General features: G+C 65.3%; 28 protein-coding genes and 1 pseudogene. 13 read left to right on the top strand and 16 right to left on the bottom strand.

What is annotated here, in order from left to right; all coding sequences use genetic code 11:
- The first annotated feature begins 55 nt into the window (after nucleotides 1-55).
- From relA to PHLH3_RS22720, 3 genes are all read left to right on the top strand, one after another.
- A complete protein-coding gene (gene relA, locus PHLH3_RS22730; RefSeq protein ID WP_111261721.1) occupies nucleotides 56-2,305 on the top strand; it encodes a GTP diphosphokinase in 2,250 nt (749 codons plus the stop codon).
- Between the two features lie 148 nt (nucleotides 2,306-2,453).
- Nucleotides 2,454-3,284 carry a nucleoside triphosphate pyrophosphohydrolase gene (gene mazG / locus PHLH3_RS22725; RefSeq protein ID WP_173171841.1) on the top strand — a complete coding sequence of 277 codons (831 nt, stop codon included), beginning with the start codon at nucleotides 2,454-2,456 and terminating at the stop codon, nucleotides 3,282-3,284.
- Between the two features lie 20 nt (nucleotides 3,285-3,304).
- Nucleotides 3,305-3,844 carry a DUF2058 domain-containing protein gene (locus PHLH3_RS22720; protein ID WP_111261719.1) on the top strand — a complete coding sequence of 180 codons (540 nt, stop codon included), beginning with the start codon at nucleotides 3,305-3,307 and terminating at the stop codon, nucleotides 3,842-3,844.
- A gap of 173 nt (nucleotides 3,845-4,017) precedes the next feature.
- Here PHLH3_RS22720 and PHLH3_RS22715 read toward each other — a convergent pair whose 3' ends face one another.
- The 4 genes from PHLH3_RS22715 to purM all read right to left on the bottom strand — a co-directional run bounded on the left by PHLH3_RS22715 (nucleotide 4,018) and on the right by purM (nucleotide 6,860).
- On the bottom strand, nucleotides 4,018-4,290 hold the full coding sequence (locus PHLH3_RS22715) for a Rho-binding antiterminator (RefSeq protein ID WP_173171843.1): 273 nt from the start codon (nucleotides 4,288-4,290) through the stop codon (nucleotides 4,018-4,020).
- Nucleotides 4,291-4,425: 135 nt separating this feature from the next.
- On the bottom strand, nucleotides 4,426-5,139 hold the full coding sequence (locus PHLH3_RS22710; RefSeq protein WP_213625867.1) for a DUF3108 domain-containing protein: 714 nt from the start codon (nucleotides 5,137-5,139) through the stop codon (nucleotides 4,426-4,428).
- A gap of 12 nt (nucleotides 5,140-5,151) precedes the next feature.
- Nucleotides 5,152-5,802: a phosphoribosylglycinamide formyltransferase gene (gene purN, locus PHLH3_RS22705; protein WP_173171847.1), complete on the bottom strand. Its 651-nt coding sequence runs from the start codon at nucleotides 5,800-5,802 to the stop codon at nucleotides 5,152-5,154.
- The gene (purM, locus tag PHLH3_RS22700) at nucleotides 5,802-6,860 is read right to left on the bottom strand and encodes a phosphoribosylformylglycinamidine cyclo-ligase (RefSeq protein WP_173171849.1); all 1,059 of its coding nucleotides are present in this window, start codon (nucleotides 6,858-6,860) and stop codon (nucleotides 5,802-5,804) included. Before purM ends, purN begins: the two co-directional genes overlap by 1 nt.
- 241 nt (nucleotides 6,861-7,101) lie before the next feature.
- Between purM and PHLH3_RS22695 the strand changes: the two genes are divergently transcribed.
- From PHLH3_RS22695 to hda, 3 genes are read left to right on the top strand one after another with little or no spacing between them, the layout of a single operon-like run.
- Nucleotides 7,102-8,139: a DUF2066 domain-containing protein gene (locus tag PHLH3_RS22695; RefSeq protein WP_213625866.1), complete on the top strand. Its 1,038-nt coding sequence runs from the start codon at nucleotides 7,102-7,104 to the stop codon at nucleotides 8,137-8,139.
- Between the two features lie 44 nt (nucleotides 8,140-8,183).
- The gene (locus tag PHLH3_RS22690) at nucleotides 8,184-9,278 is read left to right on the top strand and encodes an AI-2E family transporter (RefSeq protein ID WP_173171853.1); all 1,095 of its coding nucleotides are present in this window, start codon (nucleotides 8,184-8,186) and stop codon (nucleotides 9,276-9,278) included.
- The gene (hda, locus tag PHLH3_RS22685; protein WP_213625865.1) at nucleotides 9,275-9,979 is read left to right on the top strand and encodes a DnaA regulatory inactivator Hda; all 705 of its coding nucleotides are present in this window, start codon (nucleotides 9,275-9,277) and stop codon (nucleotides 9,977-9,979) included. The genes PHLH3_RS22690 and hda overlap by 4 nt, the downstream gene beginning before the upstream one ends.
- A 39-nt stretch (nucleotides 9,980-10,018) precedes the next feature.
- Here the strand turns inward: hda and PHLH3_RS22680 are convergent, their stop codons facing one another.
- The 3 genes from PHLH3_RS22680 to arsC are packed head-to-tail and all read right to left on the bottom strand — an operon-like array spanning nucleotide 10,019 to nucleotide 11,377.
- Nucleotides 10,019-10,429 (bottom strand): DUF2069 domain-containing protein, encoded by a 411-nt coding sequence (locus tag PHLH3_RS22680; protein WP_173171858.1) that lies wholly within the window; start codon nucleotides 10,427-10,429, stop codon nucleotides 10,019-10,021.
- Nucleotides 10,422-11,027, bottom strand: coding sequence for an NAD(P)H:quinone oxidoreductase (gene wrbA / locus PHLH3_RS22675; protein ID WP_213625864.1), 606 nt, complete (start codon nucleotides 11,025-11,027; stop codon nucleotides 10,422-10,424). The genes PHLH3_RS22680 and wrbA overlap by 8 nt, the downstream gene beginning before the upstream one ends.
- The gene (arsC, locus tag PHLH3_RS22670; RefSeq protein WP_173171860.1) at nucleotides 11,024-11,377 is read right to left on the bottom strand and encodes an arsenate reductase (glutaredoxin); all 354 of its coding nucleotides are present in this window, start codon (nucleotides 11,375-11,377) and stop codon (nucleotides 11,024-11,026) included. Before arsC ends, wrbA begins: the two co-directional genes overlap by 4 nt.
- A 116-nt stretch (nucleotides 11,378-11,493) precedes the next feature.
- Between arsC and PHLH3_RS22665 the strand changes: the two genes are divergently transcribed.
- Complete coding sequence (locus PHLH3_RS22665; protein ID WP_213625863.1) at nucleotides 11,494-12,714, top strand: YihY family inner membrane protein; 1,221 nt, start codon at nucleotides 11,494-11,496, stop codon at nucleotides 12,712-12,714.
- Nucleotides 12,715-12,881: 167 nt separating this feature from the next.
- Nucleotides 12,882-13,079 carry a hypothetical protein gene (locus tag PHLH3_RS30820; RefSeq protein ID WP_111261707.1) on the top strand — a complete coding sequence of 66 codons (198 nt, stop codon included), beginning with the start codon at nucleotides 12,882-12,884 and terminating at the stop codon, nucleotides 13,077-13,079.
- Between the two features lie 61 nt (nucleotides 13,080-13,140).
- On the opposite strand, the gene PHLH3_RS22655 is transcribed toward PHLH3_RS30820, so the two are convergent.
- Nucleotides 13,141-13,533 (bottom strand): hypothetical protein, encoded by a 393-nt coding sequence (locus tag PHLH3_RS22655; protein ID WP_213625862.1) that lies wholly within the window; start codon nucleotides 13,531-13,533, stop codon nucleotides 13,141-13,143.
- 127 nt (nucleotides 13,534-13,660) lie between these two features.
- A complete protein-coding gene (locus tag PHLH3_RS22650) occupies nucleotides 13,661-15,070 on the bottom strand; it encodes a PilZ domain-containing protein (RefSeq protein WP_213625861.1) in 1,410 nt (469 codons plus the stop codon).
- 30 nt (nucleotides 15,071-15,100) lie between these two features.
- Here PHLH3_RS22650 and PHLH3_RS22645 point away from each other — a divergent pair, with 30 nt between their 5' ends.
- On the top strand, nucleotides 15,101-15,580 hold the full coding sequence (locus PHLH3_RS22645) for a TlpA disulfide reductase family protein (RefSeq protein WP_213625860.1): 480 nt from the start codon (nucleotides 15,101-15,103) through the stop codon (nucleotides 15,578-15,580).
- 2 nt (nucleotides 15,581-15,582) lie between these two features.
- Nucleotides 15,583-15,858, top strand: a complete 276-nt coding sequence (locus PHLH3_RS22640; RefSeq protein ID WP_213625859.1) for an acylphosphatase — start codon at nucleotides 15,583-15,585, stop codon at nucleotides 15,856-15,858.
- Here PHLH3_RS22640 and PHLH3_RS22635 read toward each other — a convergent pair.
- From PHLH3_RS22635 to PHLH3_RS22625, 3 genes are read right to left on the bottom strand one after another with little or no spacing between them, the layout of a single operon-like run.
- Complete coding sequence (locus PHLH3_RS22635) at nucleotides 15,855-16,433, bottom strand: lytic transglycosylase domain-containing protein (RefSeq protein WP_213625858.1); 579 nt, start codon at nucleotides 16,431-16,433, stop codon at nucleotides 15,855-15,857. The genes PHLH3_RS22640 and PHLH3_RS22635 overlap by 4 nt on opposite strands.
- A 7-nt stretch (nucleotides 16,434-16,440) precedes the next feature.
- The gene (locus tag PHLH3_RS22630; protein ID WP_213625857.1) at nucleotides 16,441-17,397 is read right to left on the bottom strand and encodes a hypothetical protein; all 957 of its coding nucleotides are present in this window, start codon (nucleotides 17,395-17,397) and stop codon (nucleotides 16,441-16,443) included.
- A 10-nt stretch (nucleotides 17,398-17,407) separates the two neighbouring features.
- Nucleotides 17,408-19,123 carry a proline--tRNA ligase gene (locus PHLH3_RS22625; protein ID WP_213625856.1) on the bottom strand — a complete coding sequence of 572 codons (1,716 nt, stop codon included), beginning with the start codon at nucleotides 19,121-19,123 and terminating at the stop codon, nucleotides 17,408-17,410.
- A gap of 115 nt (nucleotides 19,124-19,238) precedes the next feature.
- Between PHLH3_RS22625 and PHLH3_RS22620 the strand changes: the two genes are divergently transcribed.
- Nucleotides 19,239-19,646, top strand: coding sequence for a PaaI family thioesterase (locus tag PHLH3_RS22620; RefSeq protein WP_213630655.1), 408 nt, complete (start codon nucleotides 19,239-19,241; stop codon nucleotides 19,644-19,646).
- A gap of 117 nt (nucleotides 19,647-19,763) precedes the next feature.
- Here the strand turns inward: PHLH3_RS22620 and PHLH3_RS22615 are convergent, their stop codons facing one another.
- Nucleotides 19,764-21,155 carry an OprD family porin gene (locus tag PHLH3_RS22615; RefSeq protein WP_213625855.1) on the bottom strand — a complete coding sequence of 464 codons (1,392 nt, stop codon included), beginning with the start codon at nucleotides 21,153-21,155 and terminating at the stop codon, nucleotides 19,764-19,766.
- Nucleotides 21,156-21,968: 813 nt separating this feature from the next.
- On the opposite strand from PHLH3_RS22615, the gene PHLH3_RS22610 reads away from it, so the two are divergent.
- Both PHLH3_RS22610 and PHLH3_RS22605 read left to right on the top strand, forming a co-directional pair.
- Entirely contained in the window at nucleotides 21,969-22,400 is a 432-nt protein-coding gene (locus tag PHLH3_RS22610) for an HIT domain-containing protein (RefSeq protein WP_213625854.1), read from the top strand.
- Nucleotides 22,397-22,603 carry a SlyX family protein gene (locus PHLH3_RS22605; protein WP_213625853.1) on the top strand — a complete coding sequence of 69 codons (207 nt, stop codon included), beginning with the start codon at nucleotides 22,397-22,399 and terminating at the stop codon, nucleotides 22,601-22,603. The genes PHLH3_RS22610 and PHLH3_RS22605 overlap by 4 nt, the downstream gene beginning before the upstream one ends.
- 48 nt (nucleotides 22,604-22,651) lie before the next feature.
- Here PHLH3_RS22605 and PHLH3_RS22600 read toward each other — a convergent pair whose 3' ends face one another.
- The 3 genes and pseudogenes from PHLH3_RS22600 to PHLH3_RS22595 all read right to left on the bottom strand — a co-directional run bounded on the left by PHLH3_RS22600 (nucleotide 22,652) and on the right by PHLH3_RS22595 (nucleotide 24,482).
- The gene (locus PHLH3_RS22600; RefSeq protein WP_164488216.1) at nucleotides 22,652-22,876 is read right to left on the bottom strand and encodes a cold-shock protein; all 225 of its coding nucleotides are present in this window, start codon (nucleotides 22,874-22,876) and stop codon (nucleotides 22,652-22,654) included.
- A gap of 54 nt (nucleotides 22,877-22,930) precedes the next feature.
- Nucleotides 22,931-23,254 (bottom strand): annotated as a pseudogene (locus PHLH3_RS30720) (cold shock domain-containing protein membrane protein); the annotation flags it as partial.
- Between the two features lie 160 nt (nucleotides 23,255-23,414).
- On the bottom strand, nucleotides 23,415-24,482 hold the full coding sequence (locus PHLH3_RS22595) for a GGDEF domain-containing protein (protein ID WP_173171878.1): 1,068 nt from the start codon (nucleotides 24,480-24,482) through the stop codon (nucleotides 23,415-23,417).
- Nucleotides 24,483-24,532 lie beyond the last annotated feature (50 nt).

Raw genomic sequence — 24,532 nt, 5'->3', positions numbered from 1 at the left:
GAGGCTGGCGAACATTCGGCGTGACGGGCGTACGTCGTAGGGAAGGTAAGGCAAGATGGTACAGGTCAGAGCGCAACAGCCGGTCAACACCGACGGCAGTATCAACCTCGAGGCGTGGCTGGACCATGTCCTCAGTCTCGATCCGGTGTTGGACCGCGAGGTGCTGAAACAGGCCTGCGAATTCGCCCGGGACTCCGAGCAGCAGGCCAACGCCGCGCAGAACCTCTGGGCCGAGGGCACCTCCAGTTTCCAGACCGGCCTGGAGATCGCCGAGATCCTCGCCGACCTCAAGCTGGACCAGGAGTCCCTGGTGGCGGCAGTCATCTACCGCGGCGTGCGCGAGGGCAAGATCCAGCTCGCCGACGTCAACCAGCGCTTCGGCCCGGTGGTGGCCAAGCTCATTGAGGGCGTGCTGCGCATGGCCGCGATCAGCGCCAGCCTCAACCCGCGTCATTCCCTGGTGCTGGGCACCCAGGCGCAGGTGGAGAACCTGCGCAAGATGCTGGTGGCCATGGTCGACGACGTGCGCGTCGCGCTGATCAAGCTGGCCGAACGGACCTGCGCCATCCGCGAGGTCAAGAACGCCGACGACGAGAAGCGCCACCGCGTCGCCCGCGAGGTCTTCGACATCTACGCGCCCCTGGCCCATCGCCTGGGCATCGGCCATATCAAGTGGGAGCTGGAGGACCTGTCTTTCCGCTACCTGGAGCCTGACCAGTACAAGCAGATCGCCAAGCTGCTGCATGAGCGCCGCCTGGATCGCGAGCAGTACATCGCCGATGTGATGAACCAGCTGCGCGAGGAACTGGCCGCCACGGGCATCAAGTCCGACATCAGCGGTCGCGCCAAGCACATTTATTCCATCTGGCGGAAGATGCAGCGCAAGGGCCTGCAGTTCAGCCAGATCTACGACGTGCGCGCCGTGCGCGTGCTGGTGCCGGAGGTGCGCGACTGCTACACCGCGCTCGGCATCGTGCACACCCTGTGGCGGCACATCCCCAAGGAATTCGACGACTACATCGCCAACCCCAAGGAGAACGGCTACCGCTCCCTGCACACGGCGGTGATCGGCCCGGACGGCAAGGTGCTGGAGGTGCAGATCCGCACCCACGCCATGCACGAGGAAGCCGAGCTGGGCGTCTGCGCCCACTGGCGCTACAAGGGCACCGACGTCAAGTCCAGCTCCAACCACTACGAAGAGAAGATCTCCTGGCTGCGCCAAGTGCTGGAGTGGCACGAGGAACTGGGCGACATCGGCGGGCTGGCCGAACAGCTGCGGGTGGATATCGAGCCCGACCGCGTCTACGTCTTCACCCCCGATGGCCACGCCATCGACCTGCCCAAGGGCGCGACGCCGCTGGACTTCGCCTACCGCGTACACACCGAGATCGGCCACAACTGCCGGGGCGCCAAGATCAACGGCCGCATCGTGCCGCTGAACTACAGCCTGCAGACCGGCGAGCAGGTGGAGATCATCACCGGCAAGCAGGGTTCGCCCAGCCGTGACTGGCTCAACCCCAACCTGGGCTATATCACTACCTCGCGGGCGCGGGCGAAGATCGTCCACTGGTTCAAGCTGCAGGCGCGAGACCAGAACGTCGCCGCCGGCAAGGCCATGCTCGAGCGCGAGCTGGCACGCCTGGCGCTGCCGCCGGTGGATTTCGAGAAGCTCGCCGAGAAGTGCAACCTGCGTACCGCCGAGGACATGCATGCCGCCCTGGGCGCCGGAGACCTGCGCCTGGCCCATGTGGTCAATTGTGCGCAGCAACTGGTGGAGCCGGAGCGTGGCAGCAGCGAACAGCTGGAGCTGATCCCCCGTCGCGTCGCCGGGCAGCACAAGCCGGGCAAGCGTGGCGATGTGCAGATCCAGGGCGTCGGCAACCTGCTCACCCAGATGGCCGGCTGCTGCCAGCCGCTGCCGGGTGATCCGATCGTCGGCTACATCACTCTCGGTCGCGGCGTCAGCATCCACCGCCAGGACTGCGCCTCGGCGCTGCAACTGGCGGGTCGCGAGCCGGAGCGGATGATCCAGGTCAGTTGGGGCCCGGTGCCGGTGCAGACCTACCCGGTGGATATCGTCATCAAGGCGTACGACCGGTCCGGCCTGCTGCGCGACGTTTCCCAGGTGCTGCTCAACGAGCGTATCAACGTGCTGGCGGTGAACACCCGCTCGAACAAGGAAGACAACACCGCCTCCATGCTGCTGACCATCGAAATCCCCGGGCTGGATGCGCTGGGGCGTCTGCTGGCGCGTATCTCGCAGCTGCCGAATATCATCGAAGCCCGCCGTAACCGCGCCGCCTGAGCTGCTGCGCTCGGTCTGGCGTTGTTGGAAAGGGACCGGAAAATGCTCATTGGCACTAGCCAACTCCGCTTTTCCGGCCCCATTCCGCCTAGCCAGCCCTTCGCTCGCGACGCTCAGGTCGTGTCGGGCATAAATCATCGGACCTGTCATGTACCAACTCAATGATCTGCTGCACCTGATGGCCCGGCTGCGTGACCCGCAGTACGGCTGCCCCTGGGACCTGAAGCAGGATTACGCGACCATCGTCCCGCACACCATCGAGGAAGCCTACGAGGTGGCCGATGCCATCGAGCGGGGCGATTTCGAGCAACTGCCGGGCGAGCTGGGCGACCTGCTGTTCCAGGTCGTCTACTACAGCCAGCTGGCGCGGGAGGAGGGCCGCTTCGAGTTCGCCACCGTCGTCGATGCCATCACCCGCAAGCTGGTACGTCGCCACCCTCACGTGTTCCCCGATGGCGACCTGTACGGCGCGCCGGACATGGCACGCCTGGAAGAGGCTGCCATCAAGCAGCGCTGGGAGGCGATCAAGGCCGAGGAGCGCGCCGAGAAGGCCGCAGCACCCGAGCAGCTGTCCCTGCTGGATGACGTACCCGCCGTGCTGCCCGCCCTGAGCCGCGCCGCCAAGCTGCAGAAGCGCGCCGCCCAGGTCGGTTTCGACTGGCCCGAGGCGCTGCCGGTGGTGGACAAGGTCCGCGAGGAGCTGGACGAGGTGCTGGAGGCGATGGCCGACAACGACCCTGCCGCCGTGGCCGATGAGATCGGCGACCTGCTGTTCGTGGTGGTCAACCTGGCGCGCCATCTGAAGGTGGACCCGGAAACCGCCCTGCGCTCGGCCAACGGTAAATTCGAGCGGCGCTTCCGATTCATCGAACAGGCATTGCGCGAAGCGGGTCGTCCCATCGAAGATTGCACCCTGGACGAACTGGATGCCCTGTGGGGCGAAGCCAAGAAACAGGAAAAAGCCGCCCTTGGCTGCTAAGCAGAGAGACTGAATTACCCATGAGCCTTTCCCTCCGTGACCAACTGCTGAAAGCCGGGCTGGTCAATGAAAAGCAGGTCAAGCAGGCCGGCAAGCAACAGCAGAAGCAGCAGCGCCTGGAGAAGAAGAACCAGGTCGAGAAGGACGATTCCCAGCGCCAGGCCGCTCTCAAGGCCCAGGCCGAGAAAGTCGCCCGGGACCAGGAGCTGAACCGCCAGCAGCAGGAGAAGGCCGAGCAGAAGGCCCGGTCGGCGCAGATCAAGCAGCTCATCGAGAGTTCGCGCCTGCCCAAGCTGACCACCGAGGACTACTACAACTTCGTCGACGACAAGAAGGTCAAGCGCATCGCCGTCAATGACATGGTCCGCGACAAGCTGAGCCGTGGCTCCCTGGCCATCGTCCAGCACGGCGGAGGCTACGAGATCATCCCGCGTGACGCGGCGCTGCGTATCCAGGAGCGCGATCCGCGCCGCATCCTGCTGCTCAACACCCCCACCGAGGAAGCGGATGCGGACGATCCCTACGCCGCCTACAAGGTGCCGGACGACCTGATGTGGTGAGTGCGGGACGGGTATGAAGGAAGCCGGGCGATGCCCGGCTTTTTCATGGGTGCCTGGAGTCGGCAGTAGGGCGGATGAAGCTCGCGGGGCCCGGTGTTCGCTGCTTGTCGGGTTGCATCCGACCTACAGGGATCCATGGCCTGTAACCCGACTACAGCCAGGGAGGTGGATCATCAGCAGATCTGGTTGCCCAGCAGTACCCGGCCGAAGCTCGCGCCTTCGGTCAGCGGGGTGATGGCGGCGATGTGGTCCAGGCGCAGGCGCTCGCGACCGGTTTCGCCCTGGACGATGAAGAACTCTTCCTTTGCCGGCGTGGTTTCGGTACTCACCGCACGGGCTTCGAGGCTGGCGCCGTCGTCCAGCTCGATCAGCAATTGATAGCGGTGCATGCAGGCGATCTCGATGAAGTCGTAGAGCTCGCAGGACAGGGGCAGGTATTGGCTCATCTCGGCCTCCTCGGGCGGGAGTCTCGATCCAGGGGTCCGATCATCCTATACCCCCGCCGCCACGCTGCCAGCCCACCTTATGTAAGGGCATGAAAAAGCCGGGCATCGGCCCGGCTTCTCGGTGTCGCTTGCGCCTTACTGGGCGCCTTCGACCTTGCGGCCGTCGACCGTGCCTTCCTTGAGCATGATCTGGTATTCCTTGCCGTCCTTCTCCACCTGGTTCAGGCGCACCAGCAGGTAGCCCCAGTCCTTGGCGAACCAGAGCATGGTCTTGCGGTTGCTCTGGGTGGGGTCGCGCACGCGCTCGACCTTGATGGCGTCGACCGTGCCGGCCTTGGTTTCCACCTTCTCCTCGCCGAGCACGCGGAAGTCGTAGGTCTCGACCTCGTCGCCGTCGATCACCTGGTAGCTCATGCTCTTCTTGCCGGCGGCGACGTCGTGCTGGAGCACCAACTGGTAGGTGGACTTGTCCACCAGGCCACGGTTGAGCGGTACGCGCACCTGATTGCCGCGATCGCTGCCGATCACCTGCTTCTCGCCCCAGTCGAAATCCAGCTCGATCTGCTTGCTCTTGCCCAGGCCGCTGCGGTTGAAGCGGTAGGTCTGCGGCAGGAAGGCATTGTTCTCCAGGCGGAACACGCTCGTTTCGGTGAGGCTGGCCACCAGCATGGAGGCCTCGAAATCCAGCTGCCAGCGGCCATCGTCCAGTTTCTTCAGGCTGCGCCCGGCGGTGCCGCTGATGGGCATCGTCTTCCAGTCGGCGGTGTAGCTGGCCTCGAAGGGCTTCAGCTCGGCCGCCGTGACCGGCAGGGTGAACAGGGCGAGGAGCAACAACAGGGCACGACGCATCGGCAAAATCTCCTAGTTACGCAGTTGCTGCCCGCAGGGGGGCAGCGCTTGGCCATCCAGTAGCGCGCCTTGCTCGCCCAGGTGCAGGCGACCTTCGGCGAACCAGCGCATGGCCAGCGGGTAGATACGGTGTTCCTCGGCATGCACCCGTCTGGCCAGGCTTTCCGGCGTATCGCCAGACTCTACCGGGATTACCGCCTGTACGACCAGAGGGCCTCCATCGAGTTCCTCGGTGACGAAATGCACGCTGCAGCCGTGCTCCGCATCGCCGGCTTCCAGCGCACGCTGGTGGGTGTGCAGGCCCTTGTGCAGGGGCAGCAGGGACGGGTGGATATTGAGCAGGCGCCCCTGGTAGTGGCGCACGAAGCCGGGGGTGAGGATGCGCATGAAGCCCGCCAGCAGCACCAGGCGTGGTGCGTAGGCGTCGATGGCCTCGACCAGCGCCGCATCGAAGGCTTCGCGGCCTGCGTACTGCGTGTGGTCGAGCACCCGGGTGGCGATCCCCGCCTGGCGGGCGCGCTCCAGCCCGTAGGCATCGGCGCGGTTGGATATCACCGCGCGGATGCGTGCCGGGCTGTCGGCGTTGGAGCTGCTGTCGATCAGGGCCTGGAGGTTGCTGCCGGAACCGGAGATCAGCACCACCACATCACAGCGGTCGGACATCAGTGGCTTTTCAGGTTGTTCAGGACGACGCGTTCGCTGCCTTCGGCGCCTGCGGCGATCTGGCCGATGACCCAGGGCTGCTCGCCGGCGGCGCGCAGGGTTTCCAGGGCCACCTCGACCTGCTCGGGGGCGATGCAGATGACCATGCCGACGCCGCAGTTGAGGACGCGGTGCATCTCGCGCTCGTCGACGTTGCCCTTCTCCTGCAGCCAGTCGAAGACGGCCGGGCGGGTCCAGCTGGCGACGTCGATCACCGCCTGGGCGCCTTCGGGCAGGACGCGCGGGATGTTCTCGGTCAGGCCGCCGCCGGTGATGTGGGCCATGGCCTTCACCGCGCCGGTGTCCTTGATCAGCTTGAGCAGCGGCTTCACGTAGATACGGGTCGGCGCCATCAGCAGGTCGGCCAGGGGCTTGCCGTCGAGCTGCACGTTCTCGATGTCGGCACCGCTGACTTCGATGATCTTGCGGATCAGCGAGTAGCCGTTGGAGTGCGGGCCGGAGGAGGGCAGGGCGATCAGGGTGTCACCGGTGGCAACCTTGGAGCCATCGATGATCTCGGCCTTTTCCACCACGCCGACGCAGAAGCCGGCCAGGTCGTAGTCCTCGCCTTCGTACATGCCGGGCATTTCGGCGGTCTCGCCACCCACCAGGGAGCAGCCGGCCAGTTCGCAGCCGGCACCGATGCCGGTGACCACGGTGGCGGCCACGTCGACGTTGAGCTTGCCGGTGGCGTAGTAGTCGAGGAAGAACAGCGGCTCGGCACCACAGACGACCAGGTCGTTCACGCACATGGCGACCAGGTCCTGGCCGATGCTGTCGTGCTTGTTCAGGTTCAGCGCCAGGCGCAGCTTGGTGCCGACGCCGTCGGTGCCGGAGACCAGCACGGGCTGCTTGTAGCCGGCCGGGATTTCGCAGAGGGCGCCGAAGCCACCCAGGCCGCCCATCACTTCAGGGCGCGCGGTGCGCTTGGCCACGCCTTTGATGCGTTCGACCAGGGCTTCGCCCGCGTCGATGTCCACACCAGCGTCCTTGTAGCTCAGGGAGGGTTGCTTGCTCATAAATCCAGGCCTATAGGGGAAATTCGAGGATCGACCGGCAAGTCTGGCTGCCGGTTTGCGAAGGCGCGCGATTTTATCAGGCTTGACCCACAGCGGCCATCGGCAGCGGTCGGTGTTGGCGAAAAGCGTTCAAATAAGTGCTCGCCCGGTATCCGGCCCGTTGCCGGTGAGGTTGGGCCTGTTTAAGGTATAGCCCTTCACTCGCGGCCAGCCGCCGTCCAACAGAATGTCGAGAGTCCCAATGCGCCTGATCGCCCGCCTGCTCATGGTCTGCCTGCCGTTGTCCAGCCTGTCGGCCTTCGCCGAAACGGTCGGCGGCCTCTACCAGGTGCGCGAACCCGTCGCCTCGCAGCAGCCGGCCGAGCGTGACCAGGCCCTGAACCGCGCCCTGGAGACCCTGGTCATCCGCCTCGCGGGCGATGCCAAGGCGCTGGATAACCCGGCCCTGGCCGAGGCGCGCAAGAATCCGCAGCAATTGATCAGCCAGTTCGGCTACGAGGGCCAGTCCCTGCTGGTGGACTTCGACCCGGTGACCACCGAGCGCACCCTGCGCCAGGCCGGCGTTCCGCTGTGGGGCGCCAATCGCCCGGCGATCCTCGCCTGGTGGCTGAACCAGGGCAGCGACGGCGCGAGCCTGGTGGGGGATGCCCAGGAGGCGGCCAAGCCGCTGCGTGATGCCGCCCAGCACCGTGGCCTGCCCCTGCGCCTGCCGCTGGCGGATCTCAGCGAACAGCTGGTGGCCACGCCCGAGACCCTGGTGGCGACCGACCCGGAGGCGCTGCGTCCGGCCTCCGAGCGCTATTCCGCCGACGCCCTGCTCGCCGTGCTGGCCAGCGAGGCCGATGGCAAGTGGAAGGCCCAGTGGCACCTGTGGCTGGGCGACAACCGCGACCAGGGCAACGTCGAGGGAGCCGACCAGGCCGCCGTCGCCGACGCCGTGCTGCTCGCCGTGAGCCAGCGCCTGGCGCCGCGCTTCGTCGTGGCGGCGGGTGTCGGCCAGAGCCAGGTCTTGGAAGTGAAGGGCGCCGATCTCGCGCGCTACGCCGAACTGTCCCGCGCGCTTGAGCCTTTCGGCGCCCGCCTGGTGCAGGTCGAGGGCGACCTGCTGCGCTACCAGATCAACGCCAGCAGCGAACAGCTGCGTGCCCAGCTGGCCCTGAGCGGCCTGCAGGAGTCCGCTCCCGAAGCCGCTCCGGTGGATGCCGGCCAGGCTCCGGCCACCCCGGGGGCGGCGCCGCAGGTGCAGCCGCGCGACCCGGTATTGCGATTCCATTGGTGAGGGCCCGGACGGCCGCTCCCGCAACTCAAGGCTGAGGTTTCTCCATGACCGATTCGCGTCGCTGGCTCTGGCTGGGGGGCGTCCTGCTCCTGTGCTGGCTGCTGTACCTGCTGCACCCGATCCTGTCCCCCTTCCTGATCGGCATGCTCCTGGCGTACCTGGGCGATCCGCTGGTGGATCGCCTCGAGCGCCTGGGACTGTCGCGCACCTGGGGCGTGGTGGCGGTATTCACCCTGTTCAGCCTGATCCTCCTGGCCCTGCTGCTGGTGCTGGTGCCCATGCTCGGCCGCCAGCTGGTGCGCCTCTACGAGCTGGCGCCGCAGATGCTCGACTGGCTGCAGAACAGCGCGCTGCCCTGGGTGCAAGCCAAGCTGGGCCTACCACAGGGGTTCTGGCGTTTCGACAAGCTCAAGGAAGTGATCAGCGGCCACCTGGGCCAGACCACCGACGTGGTCGGCGTGCTGCTGGCCAGCGCCACCGCCTCGGGCCTGGCGCTGGTGGGCTGGGTCGGCAACCTGCTGTTGATCCCGGTGGTCGGCTTCTACCTGTTGCGCGACTGGGACCTGATGGTCGCCAAGCTCCGCGGGCTCCTGCCGCGTGCCCGCGAGGGGCTGGTGGTGAAGCTCGCCGGTGAGTGCCACGAGGTGCTCGGCGCCTTCATCCGTGGCCAGTTGCTGGTGATGCTGGCGCTGGGGACCATCTACGCCGTGGGCCTGATGGCCATCGGGCTCGATCTCGGGCTGCTGATCGGTCTGCTCGCCGGGCTCGCCAGCATCGTCCCCTACATGGGCTTCGTGGTCGGCTTCGGCGCCGCCGTGGCGGCCGCGCTGTTCCAGTTCAGCGGCTTCGACCTGTATCCGCTGATCGGCGTCGCGGTGGTGTTCGGCGTCGGCCAGTTGCTCGAGGGCATGCTGCTGACCCCGCTGCTGGTGGGCGATCGCATCGGCCTGCATCCGGTGGCGGTGATCTTCGCCATCCTCGCCGGTGGCCAGCTGTTCGGTTTCACCGGTGTGCTGCTGGCACTGCCGGTTGCCGCCGTGATCATGGTTTTGCTGCGCCATGCGCATGATTTCTATAAACTTTCCCAACTTTACGGAGAGACCGGCAGCGGTTCCGACGAACCCAGCGACTCGGCATGAAACCCATTCAGCTTCCCCTCGGCATCCGCCTGCGTGACGACGCGACATTTGCCAACTACTACCCCGGCGCCAACGCCGCGGCACTCGGCTATGTCGAGCGCCTCTGCGAGGCCGATGCCGGTTGGACCGAAAGCCTGATCTACCTCTGGGGCGGGGAGGGCGTCGGTCGCAGCCACCTGCAGCAGGCGGCCTGCCTGCGCTTCGAGCAGCGGGGCGAGCAGGCGGTCTACCTGCCGCTGGCGGAGCTGGCGCCATACGGGACGGCGATCCTCGACAACCTGGAGCAGTGCGAACTGGTCTGCCTCGATGATCTGGATGCGGTCGCCGGGCGCACGGACTGGGAGGAGGCACTGTTCCACCTGTTCAACCGCCTGCGTGATTCGGGTCGCAAGCTGCTGCTGGCGGCCAATACCGCGCCGCGGGAGCTGGCGGTGAAGTTGCCGGACCTGAAGTCGCGCCTGACCCTGGCGCTGATCTTCCAGCTGCAGTCGCTGTCCGACGAGGACAAGCTGCGCGCCCTGCAACTGCGTGCCTCGCGCCGTGGCCTGCACCTGACCGACGAGGTCGGGCGCTTCATCCTCACCCGCGGCTCGCGCAGCATGAGCGCCCTGTTCGACTTGCTCGAACGTCTCGATCAGGCCTCCCTGCAGGCCCAGCGCAAGCTCACCATCCCCTTCCTCAAGGAAACCCTGGGCTGGTGAACCCGGCGCGGCCCTGGCCGCGCCGCTTCGCGTCCCTGCTCAGTTTTCCCCGGCCAGCTTGCGGTTGTACTGGAAGCGCCAGCGCGTGTAGAGCAGCGCGGCGCAGAACAGCAGCAGGCTCAGCCCGCCCATCAGCCAGCCGAACAGCGCGCGGTTCGGGTCGGTGGCCGCCAGCACGCCCTGGATGAAGTACAGGTTGATCACGAAGCAGGCCCAGGCATGCGCGCGGGCGTTGCCGAGGACCATGCCCGGCGCCAGCAGCGCCAGTGGCAGCAGCTCGATGCTCAGTACCACCCAGGGGCGGGCGCCGTTGAGTTCGGCGTACACCAGGGTCCAGACCACCAGCAGCAGGGCCAGGCCGAAGAAGGCGATGAGGCTGAGGGCTCGGCTGATGGCCAGGCGCGGGGCGAGCCAGTCCAGTTCGGGGAGCACTTTGGGTTTCTTAGCCACGGGGCTTCTCCAGGCGGATCGCCGTCGTGGCCAGGCGTTGGCCCAGGGCGCGGCAAAGGGTGGTTTCGTGTTCGTCGAGGGTGCGCTTGCCGTCGGCACCGGCGTAGTGGCTGGGGCCGTAGGGGGTGCCGCCGCCGCTGGTGGATAGCAGGGCCGGTTCACTGTAGGGCAGGCCGGTGACCAGCATGCCGTGGTGCAGCAGCGGCAGGAGCATGGACAGCAGGGTGGTCTCCTGCCCGCCGTGCAGGCTGGCGGTGGAGGTGAAGACGCCGGCCGGCTTGCCGACCAGTTCGCCGCTGAGCCAGAGGCTGCTGGTGCCGTCGAGGAAATACTTCATCGGCGCGGCCATGTTGCCGAAGCGCGTCGGGCTGCCGAGCGCGAGGCCGGCGCAGTTCTTCAGGTCGTCGAGGCTGGCGTAGAGCGGGCCGTCGGCGGGGATGTCGCTGGCCACCGCCTCGCATTCGCTGGAGACGGCGGGCACGGTGCGCAGGCGCGCCTCCATGCCGCCCAGCTCCACGCCACGGGCGATCTGCCGGGCCATCTGTTCGGTGGCGCCATGGCGGCTGTAGTAGAGAACCAGGATGTAGGGCGTGCTCAAGGCAGGATCTCCAGGACCTTCTCCGGCGGGCGACCGATCACGGCCTTCTCGCCGACCACCAGGATGGGGCGCTCGATCAGCTTGGGGTGGGCATGCATGGCGGCGATCAGCGCGGCGTCGTCGAGTTGGGTGTCATCCAGGCCGAGCGCCTTGTAGTCGTCCTCGCCGGTACGCAGCAACTGGCGGGCGCCGATGCCGAGGCGGCGCAGCAGGGTCTCGATCTCGCTGACGCTCGGCGGGGTTTCCAGGTAGCGCACGATATGCGGCGAGAGGCCTCGCGCCTCGAGCAGTTCCAGGGCGCCGCGGGATTTCGAGCAGCGGGGATTGTGATACAGCGTCATTTCGGTCATGGCGGGGGTCGCAAGGCCTTGTGGGAGGCGGCTATTCTAACCGCGTCCGGGCGCAGGCCTGAACCTTGCGTGTCGAGTCGGCCGGCGGACAGGGCACCCAGCATTAAGGAGATGGAATGCGCCAACGCATCAAAGACGTGGAAGAGTTCTGGCGCTTCCTGTTGCATCGCTTCATCAGCGACCACGGTTTCAACAGCGCTGCAGCGCTGACCTACACCAGCCTGTTCGCCGTGGTGCCGATCATGACGGTAACCTTCACCATGCTCTCGGCGATCCCGGCCTTCCAGGGCATGGGCGAGCAGATCCAGCGCTTCATCTTCCACAACTTCGTGCCATCGACCGGCGAGGCGGTGCAGGAATACCTGCAGGGCTTCACGCTGCAGGCGCGGCACCTAACCTGGGTGGGCGTGGCGCTGCTGGCGGTGACGGCCTTCACCATGCTGGTGACCATCGAGAAGGCCTTCAACACCATCTGGCGGGTGCGCCAGCCACGGCGCGGGGTGTCCAGCTTCCTCCTGTACTGGGCCATTCTCAGCCTGGGGCCGCTGCTGCTGGGGACGGGGTTCGCGGTGAGCACCTACATCACCTCGCTGTCGATGCTTTCCAGCCTCAACGAGATCGCCGGCACCCGCATCCTCCTCGGCTTCACGCCGCTGCTGTTCAACGTGGCGGCGTTCACGCTGCTCTACGCGGCGGTGCCCAATGCCCGTGTACCGCTGCGCCATGCATTGACCGGGGGCGCTTTCACCGCGCTGCTGTTCGAGTCGGCGAAGGCGCTGTTCGGCCTCTACGTGAGCTTCTTCCCGGGCTACCAGCTGATCTACGGTGCCTTCGCCACGGTGCCGCTGTTCCTGCTGTGGATCTACGTGTCCTGGCTCATCGTGCTGTTCGGCGCGGAGCTGGTATGCAACCTCACCAGCTCACGCCACTGGCGGCGCCAGGCGATGCCGCGCCTGTTGGTGCTGATGGGCGTGCTGCGGGTCATGCACGACCGCCAGCAGCGAGGCCTGCCCACGCGGCACCTGGATGCGCAACGTGCCGGCTGGCTGCTGCCAGAGGATGAGTGGCTGGAGCTGATGGAGCTGCTCGAAAGCCAGCACCTGGCCTGCCGCGTGGGAGGCGGCTCATGGGTGCTGTCGCGTGACCTGAACCACTACAGCCTGCACCAGCTGCTCAGCCATTGCCCCTGGCCGTTGCCGCGCCCATCGCAACTGCCGGCGCATCTGGACGAGGCCTGGTACCCACCGTTGAAGGCCGCGCTGGAGGGGTTGCACCAGGAGCAACAGGCCTTGTTCGACGGGAGCCTGGCCGGCTGGCTGCGCCCTGCGCCCGAGTGACAAAAAAAGGCAGTTTGCGGCACATTGCCAGCGGCTCCCCAGCGACAGGGCCGCTGCCAGGGCCCGAAGGCGCTGCTGGCAGAATGTGGCACGTTTCTGGCAATCTCAGGCAGAGTCTGCTGTCACTCTGCTATCAGACAGGGATTAGCCAAGGAAGTATGTGTTCTATGAGCAAGGCCAAGGGCAAAGTCGTCCATCTTCATGAGCGTGATCCGCAGGAGGCGCTCGAGCGTCTGAACCGGATCACCGGCCTGCAGTTCTCGCAATGGCCCGAATCCCTGGTGCCGCCCACCCCCGTGCCCGAAGCCCGTCGGGACGAGGACCAGGAGCCGCCCACCCCAAGCAACGGCGCTGCGCGCGCCTGAGCCGAACGCCAATGAAAAACCCCGCGACAGGCGCGGGGTTTTTCGTTGCAGCCTGGTGTGCTCAGGCGAGGGCTTGGCGGCTGTCGGCTCCGGCCTGCTCCACGGCCTGGACGAAGAGCTCCTCCACCAGCAGGCCCTGGACGGACACCGCCGATCTCAGGCGGACCTGCATGTCTTCGATCTTGTGCTTGACCGTCATGCGGGCGATGCCCGAGAGCAGGATCTTGCCGTGGGCGTTGACCTTGCCGTGGTCCACCGAGACTTCGCGGCGGATCTCGCCGTCGCGGTAGTTGATCATCAGCGACACCGGCAGGTTGGCCAGGCCTGGCAGTTGCAGCCAGGCGGCGACGTTGAACTCGGCGACCCGCCCTTCATAGGGGGTGACGATCAGGCGAGCCGCCTCGACGATGCGGGAAGGCACGGGGCCGATCAGCTTGTCTTGGTTCTGGGACATTGGGCGATATTTCCAGGCTGATAGCGGTACGTTCGTACGGTTAGTGCGGGGAATTATAAGGAGGGCACGCGGACGAAACTGTGCGCTTGGCCGATGGGCGGCGTGACCGGTCTCGCACTTTCGCCGATCAGGCCATTTTCAGCGGATAGCGCGTGACCATCGAGGTGCTGAGGTTGGGCTCGGGTAGCGGCAGGATGGCCTGGTTGTGCACGCTGGCGAGTTGCAGCCAGAGGTGTTCGCCGCTGACGAACTGGTCCTTCGGCAGCCACAGGCCGTGGTGCCAGCCGTTGCCGGGGGCGGGGGTGCTCTGCAGTACGCCGGGGTGGGTCTGCGAATTGGGGGCGCGGCGCAGCCAGACCGGGCGCGGCAGGCCCTTGAGGTAGCGCAGGCCCAGGTGCAGGCCTTCCTGGTTGGTGTGTCGCCAGCGCACCAGGGCCAGCGTCGGGGTGCCGCTGTTGAGCAGCAGGGTCAGTTGGCCTACCGGCAGTTGCGGGCCCTGGTCCGAGTGGCACAGCAGGCGGGCGCCGCCGGCGCTGGCGTCGAGCATCTGCGCATCGAGGCTGACCGGACGTTGTGCCAGCAGCTGGGCATGGATGGCGGGCAGGCCTACCACCATGCTGCAGGAACCTTCGTATTCGGTGCGGGGGTGGCGACGCTGCTGGCGTCCCAGCCAGTTCTGCCTCACGCGTTCCAGCAGGTCGTGCTCGGCGGCGCTGCGCAGGGGCGCGGGTTCGTGCAGGGCGATCAGCAACGGGCCCAGTTCCAGGCGACGCAGGTAGGGGCCGCCGGTCAGCGCCTGCTGGCGATCGTAAGGTACGTAGGGCTGTGCGTCGGTGAGGTCGATGGTCGGGCCCTCGCTCTCGTCTTCCTGGTCCCAGGGCAGCAGGTGGGCCAGCCCGGCCAGGGGCGCGAGGGCGCCGAACAGCAGGGTGCACTCGCCCTCGGTGAGGTGGAAGGGGTTGCTCAGGGCCAGCAGCAGCACCTGCTGGTAGAGGCCACGCAGGGTGCTGGCCGGGACCGGGCGGAAAGCGGCGGCGACCGGCTCGTCCAGGCAGCCCTGGTGCTCGCCGATCCAGTACAGCAAGTGGCTGTCGCGCCACAGCGCGCCGGGCGGCTCCTGGTAGTGCTGGTAGTGGCGCATCAGCGTCTGCGCGATGAAGTGCTGGGCCATGTACAGGCACCAGGCCAGGTGCGGCAGCGAGGGCTGGCGACCCTGGAGGATCTGCAGCAGCAGGCGCTTGAAGCCGGCGGCCAGTTCACTGCACAGGCGCAGGAACAGCATCGGCGGCAGGGCGCCGTGCTCATAGGCCGTGGCGTAGTGGCGGTATTCCTCGCTGAAGCTTTGCAGCGCGCGCTGTCTTTCGAGTAAGGTCACCGCACTTCGATTGAGCCGGAACAGCTGGCCGAGCACCTGCTGCAATGCGCCGTCCTGCGGCTGCTGGCGGGCGTCGGCGAGGAACTGGTTCAGGCCCGCCAGGATAGGGGTGTCCTCTTCGAGGATGTCCGGCACTTCCAGGCACAGGGCATCCAGCGTCATATCAACCCTGCATATACGAGGATCGATTGCATGGGATCACGACTCCAGGCTGTTTTCGGGGCGCTCATTCTCATGGGTGCCGGGCTGTTGCTGGGAGGCTGTTCGGACGATATCGGCCTCGACCAACATGGACAGAAGGTAGCGACTGCCGGCCTCGAAAACCAGTGGTTGGTGATTAATTACTGGGCGGAGTGGTGTGGCCCCTGCCGCACGGAGATCCCCGAGCTCAACGCGTTGGCCGGCCAGTCCGAGGGCAAGGGCGTACGCATACTGGGCGTGAACTTCGACGGCCTGCAGGGGGCCGAACTGGAGAAGGCGGCGAAGCAGATGGGCATCACCTTCACGGTACTCGCCCAGGACCCCGCGGAGCGCTACCAACTGCCGCGCAGCGAGGCATTGCCGGTGACCTATATCATCGATCCCCAGGGCAAGGTGCGCGAGCGCCTGATGGGGGAGCAGACCGCCGCCGGACTCAACGAGCGCCTGGCCGCTCTGAAGGAAGGGGAATGAGCATGGCGCGCATCTGTCTGCACGGCTATGTCAGCGGCAAGGTCCAGGGTGTCTCCTACCGCCAGTCGACCCAGGATCAGGCGGACCGCCTCGATCTGGATGGCTGGGTGCGCAACCTGGCGGACGGCCGCGTGGAGGTGCTGTTCGAGGGGGAGGAACCGGCGGTGCGCGAACTGGCCGCCTGGCTCGAGCAGGGCCCCGGCGGGGCGAAGGTGACGGCGGTCGAGCTGCAAGAGCAGCCCTTGCAAGGGATCGCCGGTTTCATCGTGCGCCGCTAGGGGCGTACGTACCAGATGTCCTGCCACAGCCCGACCACCTTGGCCGGGTACCAGCTTTCGCCGAGGCTGCCGTTGTAGCGCGCCAGTGCCCGGTTGATGTCCCCCCGTTCCTTCTTCAGGTAGTAGCTCAGGATGGTGCAGCCGTAGCGCAGGTTGGTGGCGTTGTCGGTGAGGTTGTCCTGGGGGCGGCCCAGCTCGGCCTTCCAGAAGGGCATCACCTGCATCATGCCCTGGGCGCCCACTGCGGAGATGGCGAAACGGTCGAAACGGCTTTCCGTATGGATCAGCGCCAGCACCAGGTCCGGCCTGAGGCCGGCCTTGCTCGCCTCGTGGTGCACCTGCCTGAGCAGTTCCAGGCGCTCGGCCGGGTCGGGCACGTAGCGCTTCAGGCGGGTGGACATGTCGAGCAGCCAGACTTCGGCGTCGAATCGATCGCCGAAGCTGTCGGCCTCGGCGACCGTGCGTTGCAGCAATTGCCGCAGTTCGGGCTCCGGCGCCTGGCGCAGGCTGCCGAAGGCGGGGGCCGCCAGCGCCAGCAGGCCGCTGAGGAGCAGCGTTGGCCAGGGCGCGGGCATGCTGGGGTCAGTCGCTTTCGCCGGGGTCGGCGGCCAGGCGCCCTGCGTCCTTCATCAAGGCCTTGAGGAATTCCTGCTGCAGCTCGGGGTCGTTGCGGGTCAGCTCGATCAGGCTCTGTTCCAACTCGCTGGCTTCCTCTTCGAGGCCCAGCTCGGACAGGCGCTTGACCCGATGCACCCACTGCGGCACTTCATCGTCTTCCAGGTCCTCGAAGATCAGTGCGTGGGCTTCCTGCAGCTTGCCGCGCAGGGAGCGGCTGACCATCAGGCTGGATTCGGAGCGGGTGCCGTCGAGCGGGTCTTCCACACTGAGCAGCAGCTTGCCGATGCGGCTGGTGTCCTGCTCGGCGAAGGGGCCATCGAGCAGGTTCAGGCGCAAGACGCCGTGGCGGTCGGTGAGCAGCTCGTTGCTCTGCTTGCCGGCGGTCACCAGCACCGGGCGCTCGGCCCAGGGCAGGCTGGAGTATTCGACGCGCTTGTCGCGCTGCTGCTCGTCGATATCGGCCAGGTTCTGTTCGGAGCGGCCATTGGACTCGACGTTCATGAAGGGATTGAGGCCGGCGAAACCGTAGCTGATCCAGTCCTTGGTCGCGGTATCGGGCAGGCTGCCCAGAAGCACCACGTTGAGCACGTTGGCACCGACACCGGCCACCACGGCCACGGCGCCCAGCGGGATCTCGTAGATCTCGCGCCAGGGCTGGTAGGGCGTGTAGCGGTCGTAGCGACGGGTGACTTCGAACTCGGTCACCTCGAAGGTCTTCTGTTCGTTCACACGCACGCGGCGTTGCGGCAGTTCCAGCACACGTGGCTCGCCGACGTCGATCTGCAGCTCATGGCTCAGCAGCTTGCGCTCGACGCGCTCCTCGTGTTCGGCCCGTTGGGGCAGGTGGTTGGCGCAGCCGCTGAGGAAGAGGGCGCCGCTGAGGGCGGCGCCGGTGAGGCGGATGGAACTACGCTTGAACATTTCTTCTCGATCAGCGACGGACGCGTGCTGTGATGTAGGACAGAACCTCGTCGACGGCGACAGCCTGGCTATCGGTCTCGCGGCGGCTCTTGTATTCCAGGTTGCCTTCGGCCAGGCCGCGCTCACTCACCACGATGCGGTGGGGGATGCCAATCAGCTCCATGTCGGCGAATTTCACGCCGGGGCTGGTCTTCTTGTCGCGGTCGTCCAGCAGCACTTCGATGCCGGCGGCGGTGAGGTCGGCATAGAGCTTGTCGGTGGCTTCCTTGACCGCCGGCGTCTCGTACTTGAGCGGCACCAGGGCGACCTGGAAGGGCGCCAGGGCGTCCGGCCAGAGGATGCCGCGCTCGTCGTAGCTCTGCTCGATGGCGGCGGCCACGACGCGGGAAACGCCGATGCCGTAGCAGCCCATGATCAGGGTGACGGGCTTGCCGTTCTCACCGAGCACGCTGAGCTTCATCGCCTCGCTGTACTTGGTGCCGAGCTGGAAGATATGGCCCACTTCGATGCCACGCTTGATCACCAGGGTGCCTTTGCCATCAGGGCTGGGGTCACCGGCGACGACGTTGCGCAGGTCGGCGACTTCCGGCAGGGGCAGGTCGCGCTCCCAGTTGACGCCGAAGTAGTGCTTGTCGTCGACGTTGGCGCCGATGGCGAAGTCGCTCATCAGGGCTACGGAACGGTCGACGATGCAGGGCATCGGCAGGTTCAGCGGGCCGAGGGAGCCGGCACCGGCGCCGATGGCGGCACGCAGTTCTTCTTCGCTGGCGAATACCAGGGGGCTGGCGACCAGGGCCTGGTTGGAGGCCTTGATTTCGTTCAGCTCGTGGTCGCCACGGACGATCAGGGCGACCAGCGTGCCTTCCTCGGCGCCGTGGACGACCAGGGTCTTGATGGTTTTCTCGATGGGCAGGCCGAACTTCTCGACCAAGGCTGCGATGGTCTTGGTATCGGGGGTGTCGACCAGGCGCAGTTCCTCGGTGGCGGCACCACGAGCGGTTTCACGCGGTACGGCTTCGGCCTTCTCGATGTTGGCGGCGTAGTCGGAGCTGTCGCTGAAGACGATGTCGTCCTCGCCCGATTCGGCGAGTACGTGGAATTCATGGGAGCCGCTGCCGCCGATGGAGCCGTTGTCGGCCTGCACGGGGCGGAAGTTCAGGCCCAGGCGGGTGAAGACCTTGCAGTAGGCGCCGTACATCACGTCGTAGGTTTCCTGCAGGGATTCCTGGGTGCTGTGGAAGGAGTAGGCGTCCTTCATGATGAATTCGCGGCCGCGCATCAGGCCGAAGCGCGGACGGATTTCGTCGCGGAACTTGGTCTGTACCTGGTACAGGTTGATCGGCAGCTGCTTGTAGCTGTTCAGCTCGTTGCGCGCGAGGTCGGTGATCACTTCCTCGTGGGTCGGGCCGACGCAGAAGTCGCGGCCGTGACGGTCCTTCAGGCGCAGCAGCTCGGGACCGTACTGTTCCCAACGACCGGATTCCTGCCAGAGCTCGGCGGGCTGGATGGCCGGCATCAGCACCTCGAGGGCGCCGGCGGCGTTCATTTCCTCACGTACGATCGCCTCGGCCTTGCGCAGCGCGCGCAGGCCCATCGGCAGCCAGGTGTAGAGACCGGAGGCCAGCTTGCGGATCATGCCCGCGCGCAGCAGCAGCTGATGACTGATCACCACCGCGTCGGTGGGGGTTTCCTTCAGGGTGGAGAGCAGGTACTGACTGGTACGCATGTTTGGCCGTTTCGTCGGTTGCGATGGGTTTTATTGGCTCGGCATTGTACGGCGCTCGTTGGGGCGCGTACAGGTTGCGGCCCGGTAATCGGAAAGGGGAGGGGCGATGGGCGGTTTGAGTGCTGGGCAGGTGGAGGCATTGATCCGCACGGGGGTGCCGATGGCGGAGGATATCGACTTGCGTATCGAGCGCCTGGACGCGACGGGTGCACTGGCGCGGGTCCCGTTCCAGCCCAAATTGGTGCGCCCGGGCGGCACGCTTTCCGGCCCGACCCTCATGGCGCTGGCCGATGCGGCGATGTACGCGGTGGTGCTGGGTCGCCTCGGTCGGGTGGAGATGGCCGTGACCAGCAACCTCAATATCAACTTCCTGGCCCGGCCACAGCCGCTGGACCTGATGGCGGAGGCTCGGATACTCAGGTTGAGCAGGAGGCAGGCGGTGTGTGAGGTGTCGCTATATTCGCAGGGGATGGAGGAAGAGTTGGTAGCCCATGTAACCGGGACTTATGCGTTGCCACTCTGACCGATATGACAAGTTTTTAGTTGGTGATAGCTTTCAACTACGCGTGCGTAGGCATATATAAAGAAAGAGCCCGGCATAAGCCGGGCTCTTTGTATCGAAGTAACAGCTGGTCCTGTATTACAGGATGTCCAGCGGGTACTCGGTGATGACGCGGACTTCGTCAATAGCGCTGCTGCCGCTGGAGTAGAAGCCGCCCATGTCGTTGTTGGCGCGCCACGACGCATGGCGAATGCGGAAGGACAGATCCTTAGCAGGTCCCTCTTGGACTACATACTTGGCTTCGATGTCGCGCTCCCACTCTTTACCATCATTGCCGAAGGCGCCTGCATATGCGCCAGTAGGATCAGCACTGGTCCCGTCAGCGTGGCTACCGGTGATGTAGCGAGCCATGAAGCTAAGGCCAGGAACCCCAAGAGTTGCCATGTTCAGGTCATAGCGGACCTGCCAGGAACGCTCATTTGGAGCGTTGAAGTCGGAGTACTGAACGGAGTTTGCGAGGAAAATGGAGTCGCCGGAGTTTTGACCATCCATCAGGATGTAGTCAAAGGGCTCATCACCATTTACGCGTTGGTGAGCCAGAGTTAGCTTATGGGCGCCAATTGAGTAAGAGGCAGCCAGAGAGAAGGCGGTGTTGGAGATGTCACCAGCTTTTGCGCTGCCTTCATCGGTGGTGCGATAAATGTTGAAATCGAAGCCAAGTGCCTGATCTTCAGCCAGCGGCAGGCTGTAATTCACGTTGCCGTAGTACTGGCGATAGATATCCTCCAGCTCAACACCGTACAGGCTGACAGACAGCTGATCGTTCACGGTGTAAGAGCCGCCGAGATAATCTGCGCTCTTAGCATCAATCACGACGGGGCCATTCAGTGCATTGGCATTTGAGCCGCCGCCATAGGCAAGGTTGATCTTGCCATCGCGATTGGTTGATGCACTGCCATCGCGAATCGAGGTGAAGTGACCCGCGTCGATGGAAAGGCCTTCAACCTCACTGCTCAGGATTTGAAAGCCTTCGGCGCTGCCCGGGAACAGGCGTGCGGTACCAGTGGCGAAGACCGGGGCGGTCGGAATCAGGTTGCCGTATTTCAGTTCGGTATTGGATACGCGAACCTTTACGGCGCCGCCAGCGTACGAGTAATCATCCTGGGCTTTGCCATCGCTGCCGATCGGCATCAGGCCGGTGCCGGAAGTGCCGCCACCGCTGTTGAGTTTGATACCCAGCGCGCCATGAGCATCAACGCCGAAGCCAACGGTACCTTGGGTGTAGCCCGACTGGTAGTTGGCCAGGATGCCGTGGGCCCACTCGTTACGGTAGTTCTGGTTGGTAGCGCTGCCGCCGTTGTTGACGCCGTTGTTACGGAAGTCACGGTAGAAGGCGTAGTTCTTGTTCAGAACGGACAGCTTGCTGTCTTCCACGAAGCCCTTGGACTCGTCCTGGGCGCTGGCGAATGCCAGTTGGGTGGTACCGGCGGTCACGGCCAGGGCCAGTGCGCTCCACTTCATCACTTGCATTGTGATTGCTCCTTTGGTTTTGAAGATTCTCGCCGCTTTCTTATATATGGAAGGCGGTTCTTTCTTTTTGTGTCGGCGCTAACTTATAGCACGACGTCTATGTTGGCGATAGTTCAACTCTATTCCTTACGAAATCTTCACGGCCATGTCGCAAATTCGGTGTGAGCATGTCGCATATTCGTAGTTTTCGCCTTGCAATCCCTTCGTTTCGTATTTTTATGCGGTCTGGCCAGGCACTTAGGGCAACTAAGCCTGCACTTCCGTCCTTCATTGGTTGTGCGCTTCCGATGGCTGTTCGACAGCCTTCTGGCAGCACTCCGAAGGCGGTGCGCATGCACGCGTTAGTGCCTGCTGCGACCTTGTCCGGTCTAAAGCAACAACCGTGCTCAAAGTGGGGTTGTCGCCAGGAAAATTTATCGGCGTGAGACGGATGGCGTGTTCCTGAGCGGCATCCTCATCCGGCTCGCTCTGCCGTGGTGGCTGGCGAACGGCCGGTTGGGCGGCCTTTTTGTGCTTTTCGGGGGTTGCGGCGTCACGCCGTGTCGGCTAGGCCCGTGCTCCGTCGTGGTGCGAGTGTGAAGGTGGGTAACGGTCGGGGTGTGGGTGGGCGATTTTGGTGCGTCACCGTAACCGGTGCGCACTTTCGGAACGCATCGGCTCTGCCTCTATATAGAGGAAGGCGTTGCGATGATTCCGCTGCCCGGATTCCTTGGGTATCCTGCGCGCCGTTTTCCACCTCGTCGTTCAGCTTTGCCTGTCGCCGGGGCGGGACTAAGCTCGGGGCTCACCCCCGGTAGAACAGGAGAGGTCGCTATGTTCGCCCTGGATCAGAGACTGCAGCAGGATTGCCTGCCGGTGGGGGATTTCCCCCTGTGCCGCCTGCTGCTGATGAATGACTCGCACTACCCCTGGTTCATCCTCGTGCCCCGTCGCGAGGAGGTCAGCGAGCTGTTCCAGCTCGACGCCGACGATCAGCTTCGCCTCTGGAACGAAACCACGCGCTTGGCGGAGGTGCTCAAGGACAGCTTCGGTGCCGACAAGATGAACGTCGCCACCCTCGGCAACGTCGTGAGCCAGTTGCACATGCATGTCATCGTGCGGCGTCGCGAGGATGCCGCCTGGCCGGCTCCGGTCTGGGGCCGCCATCCGGCACAGCCCTATTCGCTGGAGCAGGTCGCTGAGGTGATGGCCAGGCTGCGCCTGGTGCTGACCGGAGATTTTCGCTTCGCGGAGGTCGAGCCATGAGCCTGGAAGCACGTATCAACGAACTGGAGACCCGCCTGGCTTTCCAGGACGACACCATCCAGGCGTTCAACGACGTGCTGGTAGCGCAGCAGCGGGTGGTCGAGCGTCTGCAGCTCCAGCTTGCCGCGCTGGCCAAGCGCCAGGAGGAACTGCTCGGTCAATTCGGCGGCGGTGAGGAAGAGGCACCGCCCCCTCATTATTGAAGGCATGAAAAAGCCCGCCATCTGGCGGGCTTTTCTTTACTGCCGGATTCAGCGGCGGCCGGGCAGCGCGGCGATCACATCCTCGGCTTGCAGGCCCTTGTCGCGCTGCATGACGGAGAACTCCACGCGCTGGCCTTCGATCAGTACGCGGTGGCCTTCGCCGCGAATGGCACGGAAGTGCACGAAGATGTCATCGCCGGAGTCGCGGGAGATGAAGCCGAAGCCCTTGGACGTGTTGAACCACTTCACCGTGCCCGTCTCACGGTTGGACATGTCCTGGGGCAGCGGTGCGGCCTGGGTGACCTTGCGCAGGTTGATCGCCAGGTGCAGCAGGACGGCGGCGATGACGGCCAGCAGGCTGAGCAGGATGGCGGGCTGGTCGCCGATGGTGGACAGCGGCGCCAGCAGGATGAGGGTCTGCAGCACGACGGCCAGGACCAGCAGGGCGGAGACGACGCCCTGCAGCTGGTTGTGCAGGCCCTTGGCCCAGGTAGGCACTACCGGTGCGAGTAGCAGGTTGAGCGCACCGAGCAGCGCCAGGTAGATGGCATCGGGTTGTTGCAGGTAGGGCAGGGCATCGGTTCGCAGGCTGGGAATGAAGGACAACAGCAGGGCGGCAGCGCCCGTCAGCAGATGGACGATCTTCAACATGTTCAATGGACTCACCTTGATAACGCTCACGTCGGAAAGACCGTCCAGTAGCGTATCCAGGTGAAGGGAGGGCTGGGCTGGGCGGTCGTTTCCGGGCCTCGGCAACTTGAGGCCGGGAGCACCGGGCCGTATTTAACAGCAAAGAGGAGGGCTACTCAAATCAAGCGGTTAGGGCCGCTTCCGGGGCTTGCGGATGGACCTGGTTGCGGCCATTGCGCTTGGCCTGGTAGAGCGCATCGTCCGCGCGGGTCAGCAGGCTTTCAAGGTTGTCGCCGGGCTCTGCCAGGGCCAGGCCGAAGCTGGCGGTGATGGTGTCGAGGATCTGGTCCGTGCGGCGTACCTTCACCCGCAGGGCCTGGAATTTCTGGCGCAGGGTTTCGGCGAACTGGTGGGCGGTGGCCAGGTCGTGGCAATCCCGCAGTACCACGCAGAACTCCTCACCGCCGTAGCGTGCCGCCATGGCACGGGGTGGCAGGAGTTCGCGCAGCAACTGGCCGACATGCTGCAGCACGCGGTCCCCCAGCGGGTGACCGAAATGGTCGTTGAACTGCTTGAAGTGGTCGATATCCAGCATCACCAGGGCCAGCCCTTCATGGGTGCTGGCCAGGGCCTGCTCCAGCAGTCGGGTGAAGGCGTGGCGGTTGAACACCTGGGTCAGGCTGTCCAGGGTCGCTGCCATCTGCGCTTTCTCCAGCTGGTTGCGCAGGTTCTGGATCTCCGACTGGGCGGCACGCAGGCGGTAGAGGAACTGCTCCTGCTGCTCCTGCATCAGCTGGGTGCTCTGTTGCAGTTCACCGAGGACGCTGGGCAGGTCGTCGATGATCGGATCGTGCAGCGCGGCGAGGCCGAGGGTGAGGCTGTGCTGATAGGCGGTGCTGCCCACCACGCTGCGGCTCACGCCGGACTCGATGTCGTCGACCAGTTCGATGACCTGTTGCTGCCCGGCGCGGGCGGCGTCGAGCTCTCCGCGGATGATGTAGTCGCGGAACAGCTTGATGGCCGAGTCGGGCGGGAAGCTGTCGAAGTCCTTGACGATCTTGTCCAGGCGCCGGTTGAGGTCGGGCTCCAGGCCTTTGCTGTAGGTGTACCAGAGCGCGTAGTGGACGGGATTCGGCGGAATGTCGTGGCGCACCATGAGGGGGACCGCCTGCTTGAGCAACTCGGCTGCCTCGCGGGTTTCTTCGGGGAATAGCTCGATGAGCAGGGGAGGTTTCGGCGGCTGACTCATTCGCGTCACTGTGTCGGGAGCGGATTGCCAGAGCATAGTTCAGGCCGGCT

The organism is Pseudomonas sp. Pc102 (assembly GCF_018408275.1).
GTDB lineage: Bacteria > Pseudomonadota > Gammaproteobacteria > Pseudomonadales > Pseudomonadaceae > Metapseudomonas > Metapseudomonas tohonis.
Note: the sequence above shows the minus strand (reverse complement) of the source record. Positions and strands in the feature narration are given on the sequence as shown.